The following is a 14,845-nucleotide window of genomic DNA, read 5'->3' as shown; positions in this document are numbered from 1 at the left end:
TAACGCAGAAATGAACTCATCAACTTCCATTAGTCAAACCCAAGCATGGCTGGAAAGTTTGCGTCCTAAAACGCTTCCGCTGGCACTTGCCGCTATCATGACCGGATCAGCCCTTGCTGCCTGGAACGGGCATTTCAAGCTCCCTGTTGCCTTACTTGCTCTATTAACAGCCGCCATACTGCAAATTTTATCCAATCTCGCCAATGACTACGGTGATGTTGTTAAAGGAAGTGATACCGAAAAACGTATCGGACCACTGCGCGGTATGCAAAAAGGAATTATTACTGCTTCACAGATGAAAAGGGCACTGAAGATTATGGTGCTGCTGGCTTGCCTATCTGGTGCTACCCTGATTGCTATTGCCTGTGAAGAACCTAGGGACATATTAGGTTTCTTGGTACTTGGTTTGCTAGCAATTGTTGCCGCAATTACCTATACAGTCGGTACAAAACCTTATGGTTATATGGGACTCGGTGATATTTCAGTAATGATTTTCTTTGGCTGGTTAAGTGTTGCCGGGACTTACTATCTTCAAGCTAGTTTTTTTGACTCAATTGTTATGTTGCCGGCAACGGCCTGCGGTTTTCTGTCTACTGCTGTTTTGAATATTAATAACTTGCGCGATATTGAAGATGACAAACGACATGGCAAAAACACCTTGGCTGTCCGTCTCGGCCCTAAAAAAGCCCGTTACTATCATGTCAGTCTGATAATCGGAGCAATATTCTGCTTGGTATTATTTACCATACGAAATTTGCCTGGCTGGACCGGTTGGCTATTCCTGCTCGCTCTACCCTTATTACTCAAGCACATGTGGTATGTACTTAATGAACCCACATCAGAAGGAATGCGTCCAATGCTAGAACAGATGGTCAAAACAGCACTACTGACTAACATTCTTTTTTCTATCGGTCTTATTCTTAATTAACCAGGCAGAATTTGATCTTTTGTACCATTTTATCAATTGATGATTTTGCTAACACCAGCCTGGAAGGGATATACTTATCGTTCCATACCTTAACCAGACGTAAATCCTATGAAATATGATACTTCCGAGCTTTGTGATATCTATCAGGAAGAAATAAATGTGGTAGAGCCTATGTTCTCCAATTTTGGTGGACGTACTTCATTTGGTGGTCAAATCATCACAGTTAAATGCTTTGAAGATAACGGGTTGCTTTATGACCTGCTTGAAGAAAACGGTCGTGGTCGCATTTTGCTGGTAGATGGTGGTGGTTCTGTACGCCAAGCATTGATTGATGCAGAACTTGCACAACTCGCTGTGCAAAATGAATGGGAAGGCATTGTCGTTTACGGTGCTGTACGTCAAGTTGATCAACTGGCAGAGCTTGACCTTGGTATTCAGGCTATAGCGGCTATTCCGGCTGGCTGTCGTGATGAAGGTACCGGAACAAGCGATATCCGGGTAAATTTCGGTGGTGTAACTTTCTTCTCTGGTGATTATCTGTATGCTGATAATACTGGTATCATCCTATCCGAAGAGCCGCTGGGGCTTGATGATAGCGAAGAAGATGAGATCATCTGACAGCAATGTATAAAATTAAGGGCGATTTTTTTGAATCGCCCTTTTTTGTCTGCTAGAAATTGTCGTTACTGAACATCTTCCATTTTGCCTAACAAGGCACGAAGACGCTCCTGCCAACCCTGCTGCTCTTGCTTCAATTGCTCATTTTCACGAGCCAAAGACTCATTGCTACTGGTTGCATTCTGAATTTCCTGAGATAAAGATCTGTTTTTTTCTTTTAATTCTTCAATTTCCATTTGTAGCAGGGTAATAGTATCAACCGCCTGCTGAACCTTGGCTTCCAGCTTTTCAAAAACTTCAAATGACATTCTCGGTTCCCCCTTATAAGCAATTGTCTGATTGTATGTAGCCAAAGCGCCCCTGTCTAGCAACATCCCCAGTACAAGTAAAATAACTATTCAAATAAAAGCACAAAGCGGCTCATACTTTAATTTTTAGCACAATCATAAAAAGATGCGAATTCGCTCATTTTGTTGACACAACACACACATTTCAATTGCGCTATTTCTCGTTTGCGCGCATTAACGATAAATTTACATAATCCACCTTTCAATGTCTGAAAGGCGAAAAGAATAATTATCACTCTAAAATCTTCTTAGTAGGATAGAACATATGAGCCAAACTACTAGCACGACATTAACCGGGCAATGTATCGCTGAGTTTCTTGGTACCGCACTACTGGTCTTCTTTGGTCTGGGTTGCGTTGCCGCTGCCCGTATTGCCGGCGCACAACTGGGTTTGTGGGAAATCAGTATTATTTGGGGTCTGGGAGTTGCTTTAGCTGTTTATCTTACCGCAGGTGTTTCCGGCGGTCACCTTAACCCAGCTGTAACCATTGCCTTATGGCTGTTTGCCCGTTTTAGCGGCAAAAAAGTTATTCCTTTTATTATTGCCCAGATGATTGGTGGTTTTGTCGCTGCGGCTATCGTCTATACGATGTATTACAATATATTCCTTGATTACGAACAGGTACATAATATCGTTCGTGGTACCTCTGAAAGTCTGTTTACTGCGGGCGTATTCTCTACTTATCCAATGGCATCACTTTCTATTTCTCAGGCATTTATGATAGAAGCCATCATTGCCGCCGTTTTACTATGTCTGATTATGGCGCTGACTGACGATGGTAACGGCGTTCCCCGTGGTCCTCTGGCTCCATTACTGATTGGTATTCTGATTGCCGTTATCGGTGGTGCATTTGGCCCACTAACAGGCTTCGCCCTGAATCCAGCCCGTGATTTTAGCCCTAAATTAGTTGCTTATCTGGCTGGCTGGGGAGATATTGCGCTAACTGGTGGACGTGAAATCCCTTACTGCCTGGTTACTCTGACCGCTCCAATTATCGGCGGCATTATCGGGGCATTTGGCTACCGTAAACTTATTGGCCGCAATCTGCCAACTAGTGTTGGTAAAACTGAAAACCAGAACAAAAAGAAAGCTTAAAGTAGAGGATCTCCAAAACAGGTTATTATCATGACAACAAAGAATATGATTGAGGAAAAATATATCGTTGCCCTTGATCAGGGAACAACCAGCTCACGAGCTGTCATTCTTGATCACAATGCTAATATTATCTCTATTTCACAAAGAGAATTTACCCAGATTTATCCGAAACCCGGCTGGGTCGAGCATGATCCGATGGAAATCTGGGCAACCCAAAGCTCAACGCTGGTAGAAGTATTAGCGAAAGCGGATATTAGCTCTGATCAGATTGCAGGCATCGGTATTACTAACCAGCGTGAAACAACCATTATCTGGGAAAAAGAAACTGGCAAACCTATCTATAATGCTATTGTGTGGCAATGTCGCCGTACTGCGGATGTCTGTACTAAACTGAAGCAGAAAGAGGGGCTGGAAGAATATATTCGCCAGAATACAGGGCTAGTTGTGGACCCTTACTTCTCCGGTACCAAAGTAAAATGGATTTTGGATCATGTCGAAGGCGCACGTGAACGGGCCGAAAAAGGCGAACTGCTATTCGGTACTGTGGACACTTGGTTAGTCTGGAAAATGACTCAAGGCCGTGTTCACGTTACGGATTTCACGAATGCATCTCGTACAATGTTATTCAATATTCACAATCTGGATTGGGATCAGCACATTCTTGATGAATTACAAATCCCACGCGCCTTACTGCCAACGGTTTGCTCATCTTCTGAAATTTATGGTCAAACCAACATTGGCGGTAAAGGCGGCACCCGTATTCCTATTGCAGGAATCGCGGGTGACCAGCAAGCTGCACTATATGGTCAGCTTTGTGTTCAGCCCGGTATGGCGAAAAACACCTATGGGACAGGCTGTTTCCTGTTGATGAACACAGGTAAAGATGCTGTACGTTCCAACCATGGATTATTAACCACCATTGCTTGCGGCCCCCGCGGCGAAGTAAACTATGCACTTGAAGGTGCAGTTTTCGTTGGTGGAGCCTCTATTCAGTGGCTGCGTGATGAACTAAAACTCATTGCAGATGCTGCTGATTCCGAATACTTTGCCACTAAAGTTAAAAATAGTAACGGCGTGTATGTGGTTCCAGCTTTTACCGGTCTTGGCGCACCCTATTGGGACCCTTACGCCCGTGGTGCAATCTTCGGCGTGACCCGTGGTACCAACAGTAATCACATCATTCGTGCGACACTAGAATCAATTGCCTATCAAACTCGTGATGTACTGGATGCAATGCAGGCTGATGCAGGGACCAGACTGCAAGCACTGCGTGTAGATGGTGGTGCAGTTGCCAATAACTTCCTGATGCAATTCCAGTCAGATATTCTTGGCACCCGCGTAGAACGCCCTGTTGTGCGTGAAAGCACGGCATTGGGAGCGGCATTCCTCGCAGGATTAGCTGTAGGCTACTGGCAAGATCTGGATGAAGTGAAAAGCAAAGCCACCATTGAAAAAGAATTCCGTCCAGGCATTGAAACCACTGAACGTAATTACAAATATAATGGCTGGAAAAAGGCTGTTGCCCGCGCGCAAGATTGGGAAGATAAAAGCTAAGTTTCCTTAGATAAAAGGGTGGAATCTTCCACCCTTGTCTTACTACATGAACACATATTAGGCTACATGTTCCTGATGCTGCATCCTATGCGCCAAAGGTAACCAGCAAAGCAGGATAAAAACTGACATAAAGAACATCAGCATACCCACACTGAATTGGCCGTTTTGTGGCAACATTGCTGATAACCAGGTCGCTACACCAGAACCAACATTCTGTAAACCGCCAACCAACGCACCAGCTGCACCGGCCAGATAAGGAAATGGTTCCATTGCCCCCGTTGTTGCCAGTGGGAATAACATCCCGGCACCGAAGAAAAAGAGCGCAGCGGGAACCAATAACGTCCAGATATTCATGACACCGCACCATCCCGGCAACCACATCAGCACCCCAGCCAGTAAACAGCAAATCACCGAATGCCACATCAGGTTATAAAAAGGTTTTCCTTCCCGCCCTGCATACCACGCCCCAAAGAAAGCTGCTGGAATTGGCAGAATAAATAAGATGCTGACAGTAATACTGTTCAATCCAAGCACTCCCCCCATCAGCACGCCACTACTGGCTTCAAAAACAGCAATACCTGACAGACCCCCAATTAACATCATCAAATAAGAAGTGAATGGCCCGTTCGATAAAAGATGACGAAAAGAAGTGAACATTTTTCGTTTTTCAATTTGCTGTGGCCGGGTTTCTGGTAGCTTACGAAACACATAATAAACAACACCCGCGCATAGAATCAGCAAAAACAGATAACAAGAACGCCAGCCAAAAAAATGCGCGATAACACCACCAATCATTGGCGCTAATAACGGACTGACTAAAATCCCCATATTTAGCAAACTGTTGGCATAACGTAGCGCAGTACCCGTATACAAATCCCGCGGCATCGTTCTGGACATGACGCCAGCAACCCCCGTCCCTAACCCCTGTAAGGCACTGGCAACAACCAATACATCCAGATTGGGAGAAAATAAAGCACAAACCGTAGCAAACAGGAAAATCATCATGCCAGCCAGAATCACCGGACGACGGCCAATCTGCTCTGAAAGAGGGCCATAAAAAAGCTGTGAAAGCCCGTAAGAAAACAGATATGCCGCCATCACACTTTGTACAGAACCGGCTGGCATATTAAAGTCTTTAGCAATATCTGCAATAACAGGCACATAGATTGTCTGTGTCATCTGCCCCACAGCAGCCAATGCAATCAATATTAGCAATAAATTAAAGTTATCTAATTTTCTCATCGAATTCACAACAAGTTCATATAATTAACAACAGAATTACCCAGCGATTAGAAAACAGCTGTAGTCTCTTACTCCATCAATGTGACTAACTTAACAAATTTAAAAATTTTTTCGAGATAGTACACAATTTTATTTTCATAAAAAATGACAGTTAATTACGCCTTAAATGGCAACAATTTTGTACATACAAAACCAGATATTAAGAAAAAACCAGTCAATTTCCCTATGACACAGAATCGATAATGGTATTGGTATCCATAGATTAGAATAACAGCGTAAAAAATTGTTCCGGGATTTCAGGATAGGGGATGAGTTTCAATGGCCAACTGGGTTACAGGAAAAGTCACACAAGTTATTCACTGGACGGATACTTTATTCAGTATCAAAGTGCATGCACCGGTTGAAGAGTTCACCGCTGGTCAGTTTGCGAAACTGGCTATGGAAATAGATGATGAACGAATTCAGCGTGCATACTCTTATGTTAATGCCCCGACAGATAATAATCTTGAATTCTATCTAGTCACGGTTCCTGAAGGTAAACTCAGCCCACGGTTAGCTGCATTACAACCCGGTGATGATTTATTAGTCACAGAACAAGCTGCGGGATTTTTCATTCTTGATGAAATACCTGATTGTCAAACATTATGGATGCTTTCAACGGGGACAGCCATTGGTCCTTATCTGTCAATCCTCCAGCAAGGGGATTATCTAGATAGATTCGAGAACATCGTATTGGTACATGCGGTCAGACTCACACAAGATTTAAGTTATCTGCCCCTAATGCAGCAACTGGTTCAGCGTTTCAATGGCAAATTACGGATTCAAACTATCGTCAGCCGCGAGCAAAACCCCACTTCGCTGACTGGCCGTATCCCTGCATTAATCGGAAATGGCGAACTTGAAGCGGCTGTCGGGCTTCCTATGAACAGCAACAACAGCCATATTATGTTATGCGGTAATCCTCAAATGGTGAAAGACACCCAAAACCTGCTGAAAGAACAGCGTGGAATGACAAAACACCTGCGCCGCAAAGCTGGGCATATCACCAGCGAGCAATATTGGTGATTTCAGTCATCTTTAGCAGAAACAAAATCGACTTTTTCTGCCACCTTACCGAATTGGTTTGGCCCATCGGTGCCACGAAATACACCACAATCAAGCACCATCATAACGATTATCAATGTGGGGATAAAACGTCCAATCCCCCATTGCCAGAATGGTTCCATGCCACCCCAATCAACAGCGATCAGCAACCATGCCAGTAATAAAAGCAGTGACCAACCTCCCCGTTTGTTTCGGTCATGCAAACGCTTAGCCATTATTGCTACTGCTGGATACATCACCAAAACAACGGCAAAAACCGCATAATGCATGGGCAAATCACTCATTCCCTGAATAGTAAAGATAACCAACATCAGAGCCAGACAAATACCGATACCAATCCAGAATTCACGTCGCCCAATTCGCCCTTTGAATGAAAAACCCCATTGTTGTAATGTCATTTATTCTTTTCCAATCGTGTATGCTGTTTTTCAGTGCAGTTTAACCTAAGCGAGTGGCAACATGAAAATCGGCGTCAATAAATTTCTGGCCATGCTATTAATAGCAATCAGCGCCAACCTGCCGTTGGCAGCCAATGCTGATAGATCAACAGCAACTCAGGCGATTTATCTTCTACCGAATGCACCATCCTTTGATGAAACCATTCCACTGTTTCGTGAAAAATATAATCGCCGTAATCCGGCATTACCACTACATGAGTATCGCGTAATCACCGGCAAAGACATTCTTCTGCCACTGACACGGGCAGCCAGCAAAATCAATGAGAAACTTTACTCTTCTGCCGTTTTGGAACGGGGAAATGAGAAAATCAAAAGCCTGCAACTCACGTTGTTACCATCAGAAAATGAAATAGAAACCCAAAAAAATCAAACTTTGATAAAGCAATATATGATAGCTCTGATGCGCCACTTTAACCCGACCCTTTCACTGGAGCAAGGCAAAGAGAATATTGATAATTTATTGAAAAACGGCAAAAAATCACCATTTTACAGCCAAAATATTGGGGCAATTCGCTATATTGTGATAAGTAGTAGCGAAAAGATACTAACTTTCGCTATTGAACCGATTAAGCTATCACTATCTGAACCTGACAACTAATCAAGATTAGTGATAAAAAACAAAGCTATTGTTTGTAATGATCACTATACTGTGGACCCTGACGACCGAATCTATTCCAAGAATGAATTTCATTCAATCCACTACTTAAAAATTCTCTGGTTGGAGGAAAAAACATGCGGCATCCACTGGTTATGGGTAACTGGAAATTAAACGGCAGTACCCACATGGTTAACGAACTTATTACTGGCCTGCGTAAAGAACTGAACCATGTTGCTGGCTGTGAAATTGCTATCGCGCCACCAGCACTTTATCTCTTTCAGGCTAAACAAGCGCTGGTTGGCAGTCACATTGCTCTGGGCGCACAAGACGTCGATGTAAACTTGTCTGGCGCATTTACTGGTGAAACTTCTGCCGAAATGCTGAAAAACATTGGCGCAGAATACATTATCATCGGCCACTCCGAACGCCGTACTTACCACAAAGAAAGCGACGAATTCATTGCGAAAAAATTTGCTGTTCTTAAACAACAAGGTCTGATCCCAGTTCTGTGCATCGGTGAAACGGAACAGGAAAACGAAGCCGGTCAGACTGAAACTGTATGTGCAAGGCAAATTGATGCTGTGCTGAACTTACTGGGAGTCGAAGCATTCCAAGAAGCAGTAATCGCTTACGAACCTGTCTGGGCGATCGGTACCGGTAAATCAGCAACACCAGCACAAGCTCAAGCTGTGCACAAATTTATTCGTGATCATATTGCGAAGAAAGACGCAGCAATCGCAGAACAAGTCATTATCCAGTACGGTGGTTCTGTGAATGCAAATAACGCAGCTGAACTATTCGCTCAACCAGACATTGACGGTGCTCTGGTTGGTGGTGCTTCCCTGAAAGCTGACGCTTTCGCTGTTATCGTAAAAGCCGCGGTAACAGCGAAAAAAGTATAATTCATCGTTTTATCAATATGACCATAAAATAGTCATTGGCCGCCGTATAACTACGGCGGCTATTTATCTCTGGCGCTGAATAATCTCATCAAACACACCGCCTGTCACAAAATGTACCTTCTGAGCTTTTCCCCAACCACCAAATACTTCGTCGACAGTAAATAATTCCAATTCAGGAAAAACAGACCGGTATTTATCGGCAACCGCTTTATCACGTGGACGATAATAGTTTTTAGCGGCTATCTCTTGCCCAGCAGGAGAGTAAAGGTATTGTAGATATTCCGTTGCCAGATCACGACTACCACGTTTATCAACCACTTTATCAACAACAGAAACTGTTGGCTCAGCAAGAATTGAAGAACTTGGCGTCACAATTTCGAATTTGTCTTTATCAAGCTCATTAATAACCAATAACGCCTCATTCTCCCAGGCAATTAATACATCACCAAGGCCACGTTCGACAAAAGTATTGGTCGCTCCCCTTGCACCTGAATCTAACACTTCAACATTGTGGTAAAGTGCTTTCACAAACGCTTTCGCTTTATTCTGATCCTGATTGTTATGAGCCAACCCATAACCCCATGCAGCCAGATAGTTCCAGCGCGCTCCACCTGATGTTTTTGGATTGGGTGTCACAACAGATACACCTGTACGAATTAAATCTGACCAGTCTTTAATCTGTTTAGGATTGCCTTTCCGCACCAGAAAAACAATAGTTGAAGTATAAGGTGCTGAGTTATCTCGCAACCGCTTAATCCATGCTTTATCTATCCGACCGCGCTCGGCAATCGCATCCACATCATAGGCCAAAGCCAGCGTCACAACATCCGCATCAAGACCATTGATCACAGAAGTTGCCTGCTTACCGGAACCGCCATGAGATTGCCGAATTATCACTTTATCCCCAGTCTTCTGCTGCCAATAATGACTAAATTCCTGATTATATTGCTGATAAAACTCTCTGGTTGGATCATAGGAAACATTAAGAAGCTGAATATCTTTTGCCCACAGGCTGCTACTAGCAACAAAAAGTAACGCCAATCCCACATGCCATCTGACTTTCATCTGGATTTCTCCCAAACGGTTTTAACTATTATGAAATTCAAGGCTGACAGAAAGCGTTATCTCTCAGAAATAATTAAAAGCATTCACTTATACGCCAGAGGAATATACTGAGGAAAAATTACAGCCTCCAACGAGGCTGCAACAGATACAAATTTTCCTGCATTTACAGGCAACAGGGAATAATTAATACAGTTTTTTCGCGGTTTCCAGCCAATCCTGTTTAAACACACGTTTCATATTCTGCACTGCATCAATGATGTCATGGTGAACAAGTTTCTCGTTCTGGATACCAACACAACGACCACCATAACCTTCCAGCAGCAATTGAATAGAATATGCTCCCATGCGAGAAGCCAGAATACGATCATAAGCAACCGGGGAACCACCACGCTGAATATGGCCTAAGACTGTTGCACGAGTTTCATGCTGAGTCTCTTTTTCAATATGCCTCGCAAGTTCATACACATCACAAACGTGTTCAGTAATCGCAACGATCGCATGGCGTTTACCTTTATCGATACCTGCTTTAATTTCAGCAACCAGTTCATCACGGCTAAATGAAACTTCGGGCAACACGATAAACTCACATCCCCCCGCAATCGCGGCAGACAAAGTCAAATCACCACAATAACGCCCCATCACTTCAACAATGGAAATACGTTTATGGGAAGTCGAAGTATCACGTAGCCGGTCAATGGCTTCAACAACCGTTTCCAGCGCAGTGAAATAGCCGATAGTATAATCTGTACCCGCCACATCATTATCAATAGTCCCTGGCAGACCAATACATGGGAAACCCGCTTCTGTCAGCTTCTTCGCCCCAAGATAAGAACCATCACCACCAATGACGACCAGCGCATCGAGACCATTCTTTCTCATATTTTCAATAGCGATAGCTCGCACCTTCTCATCTCTAAACTCAGGGAAACGAGCTGAGCCTAGGAAAGTACCACCACGATTAATCATATCGGATACGCTGAAACGGTCGAGTTTCTTCATGCGGTTCTTATACAAGCCAAGATAACCATCATAAATACCGAAAACTTCTAACCCTTCGGTTAATCCTGCACGAACCACACCGCGAATAGCCGCATTCATACCCGGCGCATCACCGCCACTCGTTAAGACACCGATTCTTTTGATCTCATTGACCATGATGACCTCTGACTTGTAGATGTAATATTTGCAAACCCGCTAACAGCGGATTTCGTATGCTATCACTTTGCCTGAAACAGAAATCTGCCTTTTTAACCTGTCATTGCCTAGCGCACTGAGGCAATCATGCTGAATTGATTCAACCGTACATATAATACGGTAAAAAACCAAGTCTGCATTAACAATGAGTCCCTTTTTGAGATCAACTTAACTGAAAATAATTTAATTACCGCCCCACATTTCACACACTCAGCAAAAATACACCTTATCAGCAAATTGTCACAAGTCACCAACAAAACAGAAACCAGCACTGCAACAACCAACGCCACAGTGCTCACACCTATAACCCTCATTCATTACGTTGGTATCTTTCCACTCCACTATGTATAAAAATAACGTGTCAGATGAAAAAATACTGGGGCAGCAAAACACAAAGAATCGATTCGGTCTAACATGCCGCCGTGACCTTCAATCATTTCACCAAAATCTTTAATGCCACTATCGCGTTTTATCGCCGACATACACAAGCCACCAATAAAGCCCATCAGCGTAATCGCTAACGACATCAAACCTGCCTCCCACGGAGAAAATGGCGTAACCCAATAAAGCGACATTCCTAATAAAACTGACGCCAAAATGCCGCCGACAAAACCTTCAACTGTCTTATTAGGACTCAATTTAGGCACAATAGGATGTTTGCCAAATAATTTACCAAACACGTACTGCAAAACATCCGACATCTGCACCACAATCATCAAAAACAGAAGTAATTCAACATTTTCCCCTTCATAACCAGGAATATTCAACATCAATAACGCAGGTGCATGGCTAATACAGAATACAGCAACTAACATCCCCCACTGTATTTTAGCCGTCCGCTCTAGAAAATTAGTCGTATCACCAGCCAATGCAATACGGGCAGGTAAAAACAGGACAACATAAACAGGAATAAAAATAGAAAACACACCATACCACTGAATACCAACGGCAATATATTGCAATGGCATAAAAATAAAAAAACACCAAAACATGGCTTCATGATCACTTCGTCGTGTTGGTGTCAGAGTAAAAAATTCCCGTAAAGCGAAAAATGACATACTTGCAAATAATAAAACTGAACCGATTGGCCCAATAATCACTGATAACAAACAAACAACACACATCCCCCACCAGCCGCGGATGCGGGCATTCAGATTATCGATTGTCGCATTACTGTTATCCTTTGAATATTTGAAAGATAGTATTGCGCCAACAATACTGGCAATAATTAACGGCACGAACATACCACCCAGCAACAGGAGTAGTTTATTATTAAGCATAGTCATAATATTAACACCTCCAATGCCAGACGAGCCCGCTGGAGAAAATCAGCTTTCTCCTCTTTTTCGCCTAATTTCTCCAAAGGCTGACCAAATGTTGCCGAACAAATAACAGGAACAACAAGTGCCGAACCTTTTGGCAAAACCCTGTTTAAATTTTCCAGATAAACAGGAATAAGCTCAACATCAGGATATTTCTTCGCTAAATAATATAGACCGCCTTTAAACTTATTAATTTGTTCCCCATTTCCTCGTGTCCCTTCTGGGAACAAAATTAAAGACTCCCCTCGTTTTAATACATCCTCCATTGGCGTAAGAGTATTTCCCTTTAAACAATCCTCTCCTCTACGATCAATAAGCACAGCCCGAAAAACTTTATTGATAAAATACCTGCGCAGACGAGTTTTACTCCAATAATCACGAGCAGCAACCGGATGCACCCGATAACGTAATGCCCGAGGAAACCCAGCCCAGATAACTAACCCATCCAGATGACTGGTATGATTAGCATAATAAATTCGGGAAGCCACTGATGGCTTACATCCAATCCAACGAATTCTCACACCGGTTAACAAACGGCAAAGCCCGGACAGAAAAGAACCCATGCCTTTACTTACCAGTGTCACTTCTTGGGATTTATTCATTACAAGCATCCTTCTCTTGCAATTCATTTAATATGACTCTAGTTCGACGAATACATGTCCAGAGACAACCCAAGGTGATAGCGACTAATACCACAAACAAAAGATACTGGCCCCATAACTGAGGTAAAAAAGCCGCGATAATTGAACCAACAGTAATTAATGCCATACGATGCTGTTTCGCCATTGGGCCAAGAAAACGCTGAGGCAAACCACAAGTACCACCTAATAAGCGAATATAAGCGGTCAAAACGGCCAATAATGCCGCAATACAGCCAAGGGAAATTGCAAATGGGAAAAGAGTTAAACCATATCCCAATCCAATCAAAATAAAAGAATCAGCGATACGATCTGGAAGATCATTAAAAACAGTGCCGGCAGATGTTCTCAAACCACCTTCAACAGCCACCATTCCATCCAATAAATTACACACTAACCTAGTCTGAATAAATAAAGCCCCAATAACCAATAATACTGAAGTTAACCAGAAAGGTTGGTCCTTAAAACAGGCCGCGAAACACAATCCAGCTAATGCAGCAAAAACAACACTAGCAATAGATATGCTATTTGGTGTCACCCCGTGATATTGCAGCCACTTAGCCGCTTTCCCAGCCCATACTGAATTGCGCGTTTTGATCGGACGTCGATCTTTTATCTCGTTACCAGACATACTATTTCCCTTCCTGAGAACCATGAATAATTAAATCAACTTAAGTTAAATGAAGTAAGATAAACAGGATTGGTCAGAATAACAACAATTAAAAAAAATCCACCAGAAGGCGGGAAAAAGACAGGAATGGTGTTTGTTTTCCAAACATAACGAATTGTAACAAAAGGATTTTAAAACAAAAATATCCACACTGTGACCACATCGATATACAAGAAAAGTCCTTCGCATGCCGAGGGGCTTAATGAGATGTGCAATATTCTGAGAATTTTTATATTTTCTATATCCTCATCGTAACGGTAGAGCATGATGAAAGGAAAATGAGGGACAACGAGTTTTCTATAACGTTCATCAGGGCTGTTACGAGCCTTTATGCCTGCGTATGGGCTAACTTTCAGAAGTTCAGCCATCTCCGAAAATTTTGTATCCATTGTATCAGCCAATAACAGCCCAGCCCGTTCAAAGAAGTAGAGATAAATTTGCTCCCGGTCAGTTTGGGCGATTTCTTCCCATGAAATACGTATCACTAAAAACACGTTTTGTTACTGTCCGGCGTTATCTATTTTATTGAAGTTCCCGCTCAAGCAGCTGAACTATGAACTGGTTCTTTGAGACTGCGAGTGATATTGTCGCCGCAGTCAAACGAGCTTCCAGCCAGGATAACGAAGAGTAAAAGATTTTATCCTGTCCTCTTCCTTGAATGGGTTAATTCCCTCTTCCTCGCACGTTTCTATATATTCAGCCAGTGAGATTTGTCCCTCTTTTTCAAGCCCGTCAATACTGTTTGATACGAAATCACAATATCCGGTGACATCCAGAAACTTGCCGCGAAAGGCCCTAATTTCTGCTTCGTAGGTAACAGAAGCGGGATGACCGTCGATAGTCATAATGTTGTTGCTTTTAATCATGTTCGACTCCTATTACATTTTCGAACCACTCACGAAGGCCATTTACTGCGCCTTTATCCATTACGTTACCAGGATGAGGTTGAGGAGTCTGATAGACTGAGTCCATGAGGATAAACTTCCGGCGTGATCCGTTGCCGTTCGTATACTTTCCAACCCCTTCATACTTTTTTATATTGTTGTTTTACAAAGAAATGCATTGTAAATGACCGAAAAAAAAGGCCCTAAAAAGGGCCTGAAAGACAG

Annotated in this window: 16 protein-coding genes and 1 pseudogene; 7 read left to right on the top strand and 10 right to left on the bottom strand. The window is 43.0% G+C overall.

The features are described from left to right. Positions 1 to 10 precede the first annotated feature (10 nt). Both EAE89_RS13605 and rraA read left to right on the top strand, forming a co-directional pair. Complete coding sequence (locus EAE89_RS13605; RefSeq protein WP_054477636.1) at positions 11 to 928, top strand: 1,4-dihydroxy-2-naphthoate polyprenyltransferase; 918 nt, start codon at positions 11 to 13, stop codon at positions 926 to 928. Positions 929 to 1,036: 108 nt separating this feature from the next. Continuing rightward, on the top strand, positions 1,037 to 1,546 hold the full coding sequence (gene rraA / locus EAE89_RS13600; protein ID WP_054477635.1) for a ribonuclease E activity regulator RraA: 510 nt from the start codon (positions 1,037 to 1,039) through the stop codon (positions 1,544 to 1,546). 65 nt (positions 1,547 to 1,611) lie between these two features. Here rraA and zapB read toward each other — a convergent pair whose 3' ends face one another. After that, entirely contained in the window at positions 1,612 to 1,854 is a 243-nt protein-coding gene (gene zapB / locus EAE89_RS13595) for a septal ring assembly protein ZapB (protein WP_054477634.1), read from the bottom strand. 304 nt (positions 1,855 to 2,158) lie between these two features. Here zapB and EAE89_RS13590 point away from each other — a divergent pair, with 304 nt between their 5' ends. Both EAE89_RS13590 and glpK read left to right on the top strand, forming a co-directional pair. Beyond that, positions 2,159 to 2,989, top strand: coding sequence for an MIP/aquaporin family protein (locus tag EAE89_RS13590; RefSeq protein WP_054477632.1), 831 nt, complete (start codon positions 2,159 to 2,161; stop codon positions 2,987 to 2,989). Between the two features lie 30 nt (positions 2,990 to 3,019). Next, positions 3,020 to 4,543, top strand: coding sequence for a glycerol kinase GlpK (gene glpK / locus EAE89_RS13585; RefSeq protein ID WP_054477631.1), 1,524 nt, complete (start codon positions 3,020 to 3,022; stop codon positions 4,541 to 4,543). A gap of 57 nt (positions 4,544 to 4,600) precedes the next feature. On the opposite strand, the gene emrD is transcribed toward glpK, so the two are convergent. After that, entirely contained in the window at positions 4,601 to 5,785 is a 1,185-nt protein-coding gene (gene emrD, locus EAE89_RS13580) for a multidrug efflux MFS transporter EmrD (protein WP_214086053.1), read from the bottom strand. A 318-nt stretch (positions 5,786 to 6,103) separates the two neighbouring features. On the opposite strand from emrD, the gene fpr reads away from it, so the two are divergent. After that, positions 6,104 to 6,850 (top strand): ferredoxin--NADP(+) reductase, encoded by a 747-nt coding sequence (gene fpr / locus EAE89_RS13575; RefSeq protein WP_054477627.1) that lies wholly within the window; start codon positions 6,104 to 6,106, stop codon positions 6,848 to 6,850. Between the two features lie 2 nt (positions 6,851 to 6,852). Here fpr and EAE89_RS13570 read toward each other — a convergent pair whose 3' ends face one another. Continuing rightward, the gene (locus tag EAE89_RS13570) at positions 6,853 to 7,287 is read right to left on the bottom strand and encodes a DUF805 domain-containing protein (protein ID WP_054477625.1); all 435 of its coding nucleotides are present in this window, start codon (positions 7,285 to 7,287) and stop codon (positions 6,853 to 6,855) included. Positions 7,288 to 7,348: 61 nt separating this feature from the next. Here EAE89_RS13570 and EAE89_RS13565 point away from each other — a divergent pair, with 61 nt between their 5' ends. Together EAE89_RS13565 and tpiA are read left to right on the top strand one after the other, a co-directional pair. After that, positions 7,349 to 7,945: a DUF1454 family protein gene (locus tag EAE89_RS13565; RefSeq protein WP_054477623.1), complete on the top strand. Its 597-nt coding sequence runs from the start codon at positions 7,349 to 7,351 to the stop codon at positions 7,943 to 7,945. Between the two features lie 134 nt (positions 7,946 to 8,079). Continuing rightward, positions 8,080 to 8,847 (top strand): triose-phosphate isomerase, encoded by a 768-nt coding sequence (gene tpiA / locus EAE89_RS13560; RefSeq protein WP_054477621.1) that lies wholly within the window; start codon positions 8,080 to 8,082, stop codon positions 8,845 to 8,847. Positions 8,848 to 8,910: 63 nt separating this feature from the next. Here the strand turns inward: tpiA and EAE89_RS13555 are convergent, their stop codons facing one another. From EAE89_RS13555 to EAE89_RS13520, 7 genes and pseudogenes are all read right to left on the bottom strand, one after another. Then, positions 8,911 to 9,912 (bottom strand): sulfate ABC transporter substrate-binding protein, encoded by a 1,002-nt coding sequence (locus tag EAE89_RS13555; RefSeq protein ID WP_054477620.1) that lies wholly within the window; start codon positions 9,910 to 9,912, stop codon positions 8,911 to 8,913. A 183-nt stretch (positions 9,913 to 10,095) separates the two neighbouring features. Further along, positions 10,096 to 11,067, bottom strand: a complete 972-nt coding sequence (gene pfkA, locus EAE89_RS13550; RefSeq protein WP_054477617.1) for a 6-phosphofructokinase — start codon at positions 11,065 to 11,067, stop codon at positions 10,096 to 10,098. A 380-nt stretch (positions 11,068 to 11,447) separates the two neighbouring features. Further along, a complete protein-coding gene (locus tag EAE89_RS13545; protein ID WP_188093325.1) occupies positions 11,448 to 12,392 on the bottom strand; it encodes a phosphatidate cytidylyltransferase in 945 nt (314 codons plus the stop codon). Continuing rightward, a complete protein-coding gene (locus EAE89_RS13540; protein ID WP_054477611.1) occupies positions 12,389 to 13,030 on the bottom strand; it encodes a lysophospholipid acyltransferase family protein in 642 nt (213 codons plus the stop codon). Before EAE89_RS13540 ends, EAE89_RS13545 begins: the two co-directional genes overlap by 4 nt. Then, on the bottom strand, positions 13,023 to 13,697 hold the full coding sequence (locus EAE89_RS13535; RefSeq protein ID WP_054477609.1) for a CDP-alcohol phosphatidyltransferase family protein: 675 nt from the start codon (positions 13,695 to 13,697) through the stop codon (positions 13,023 to 13,025). The genes EAE89_RS13540 and EAE89_RS13535 overlap by 8 nt, the downstream gene beginning before the upstream one ends. Positions 13,698 to 13,867: 170 nt before the next feature. Next, a complete protein-coding gene (locus EAE89_RS13530; RefSeq protein ID WP_214086052.1) occupies positions 13,868 to 14,221 on the bottom strand; it encodes a type II toxin-antitoxin system RelE/ParE family toxin in 354 nt (117 codons plus the stop codon). 37 nt (positions 14,222 to 14,258) lie between these two features. Further along, positions 14,259 to 14,602 (bottom strand): annotated as a pseudogene (locus EAE89_RS13520) (type II toxin-antitoxin system HicB family antitoxin). Positions 14,603 to 14,845: the final 243 nt, after the last annotated feature.

Origin of the sequence: Photorhabdus heterorhabditis, assembly GCF_018448905.1 — a bacterium.
GTDB classification, from domain to species: Bacteria; Pseudomonadota; Gammaproteobacteria; order Enterobacterales; family Enterobacteriaceae; genus Photorhabdus; species Photorhabdus heterorhabditis.
Note: the sequence above shows the minus strand (reverse complement) of the source record. Positions and strands in the feature narration are given on the sequence as shown.

What these genes read in the sequence shown, in the direction of transcription:
- EAE89_RS13605 (WP_054477636.1), top strand. Translation starts at nt 11, where the DNA reads ATGAACTCATCAACTTCCATTAGTCAAACCCAAGCATGGCTGGAAAGT.
- rraA (WP_054477635.1), top strand. Translation starts at nt 1,037, where the DNA reads ATGAAATATGATACTTCCGAGCTTTGTGATATCTATCAGGAAGAAATA.
- zapB (WP_054477634.1), bottom strand. Translation starts at nt 1,854, where the DNA reads ATGTCATTTGAAGTTTTTGAAAAGCTGGAAGCCAAGGTTCAGCAGGCG.
- EAE89_RS13590 (WP_054477632.1), top strand. Translation starts at nt 2,159, where the DNA reads ATGAGCCAAACTACTAGCACGACATTAACCGGGCAATGTATCGCTGAG.
- glpK (WP_054477631.1), top strand. Translation starts at nt 3,020, where the DNA reads ATGACAACAAAGAATATGATTGAGGAAAAATATATCGTTGCCCTTGAT.
- emrD (WP_214086053.1), bottom strand. Translation starts at nt 5,785, where the DNA reads ATGAGAAAATTAGATAACTTTAATTTATTGCTAATATTGATTGCATTG.
- fpr (WP_054477627.1), top strand. Translation starts at nt 6,104, where the DNA reads ATGGCCAACTGGGTTACAGGAAAAGTCACACAAGTTATTCACTGGACG.
- EAE89_RS13570 (WP_054477625.1), bottom strand. Translation starts at nt 7,287, where the DNA reads ATGACATTACAACAATGGGGTTTTTCATTCAAAGGGCGAATTGGGCGA.
- EAE89_RS13565 (WP_054477623.1), top strand. Translation starts at nt 7,349, where the DNA reads ATGAAAATCGGCGTCAATAAATTTCTGGCCATGCTATTAATAGCAATC.
- tpiA (WP_054477621.1), top strand. Translation starts at nt 8,080, where the DNA reads ATGCGGCATCCACTGGTTATGGGTAACTGGAAATTAAACGGCAGTACC.
- EAE89_RS13555 (WP_054477620.1), bottom strand. Translation starts at nt 9,912, where the DNA reads ATGAAAGTCAGATGGCATGTGGGATTGGCGTTACTTTTTGTTGCTAGT.
- pfkA (WP_054477617.1), bottom strand. Translation starts at nt 11,067, where the DNA reads ATGGTCAATGAGATCAAAAGAATCGGTGTCTTAACGAGTGGCGGTGAT.
- EAE89_RS13545 (WP_188093325.1), bottom strand. Translation starts at nt 12,392, where the DNA reads ATGACTATGCTTAATAATAAACTACTCCTGTTGCTGGGTGGTATGTTC.
- EAE89_RS13540 (WP_054477611.1), bottom strand. Translation starts at nt 13,030, where the DNA reads ATGAATAAATCCCAAGAAGTGACACTGGTAAGTAAAGGCATGGGTTCT.
- EAE89_RS13535 (WP_054477609.1), bottom strand. Translation starts at nt 13,697, where the DNA reads ATGTCTGGTAACGAGATAAAAGATCGACGTCCGATCAAAACGCGCAAT.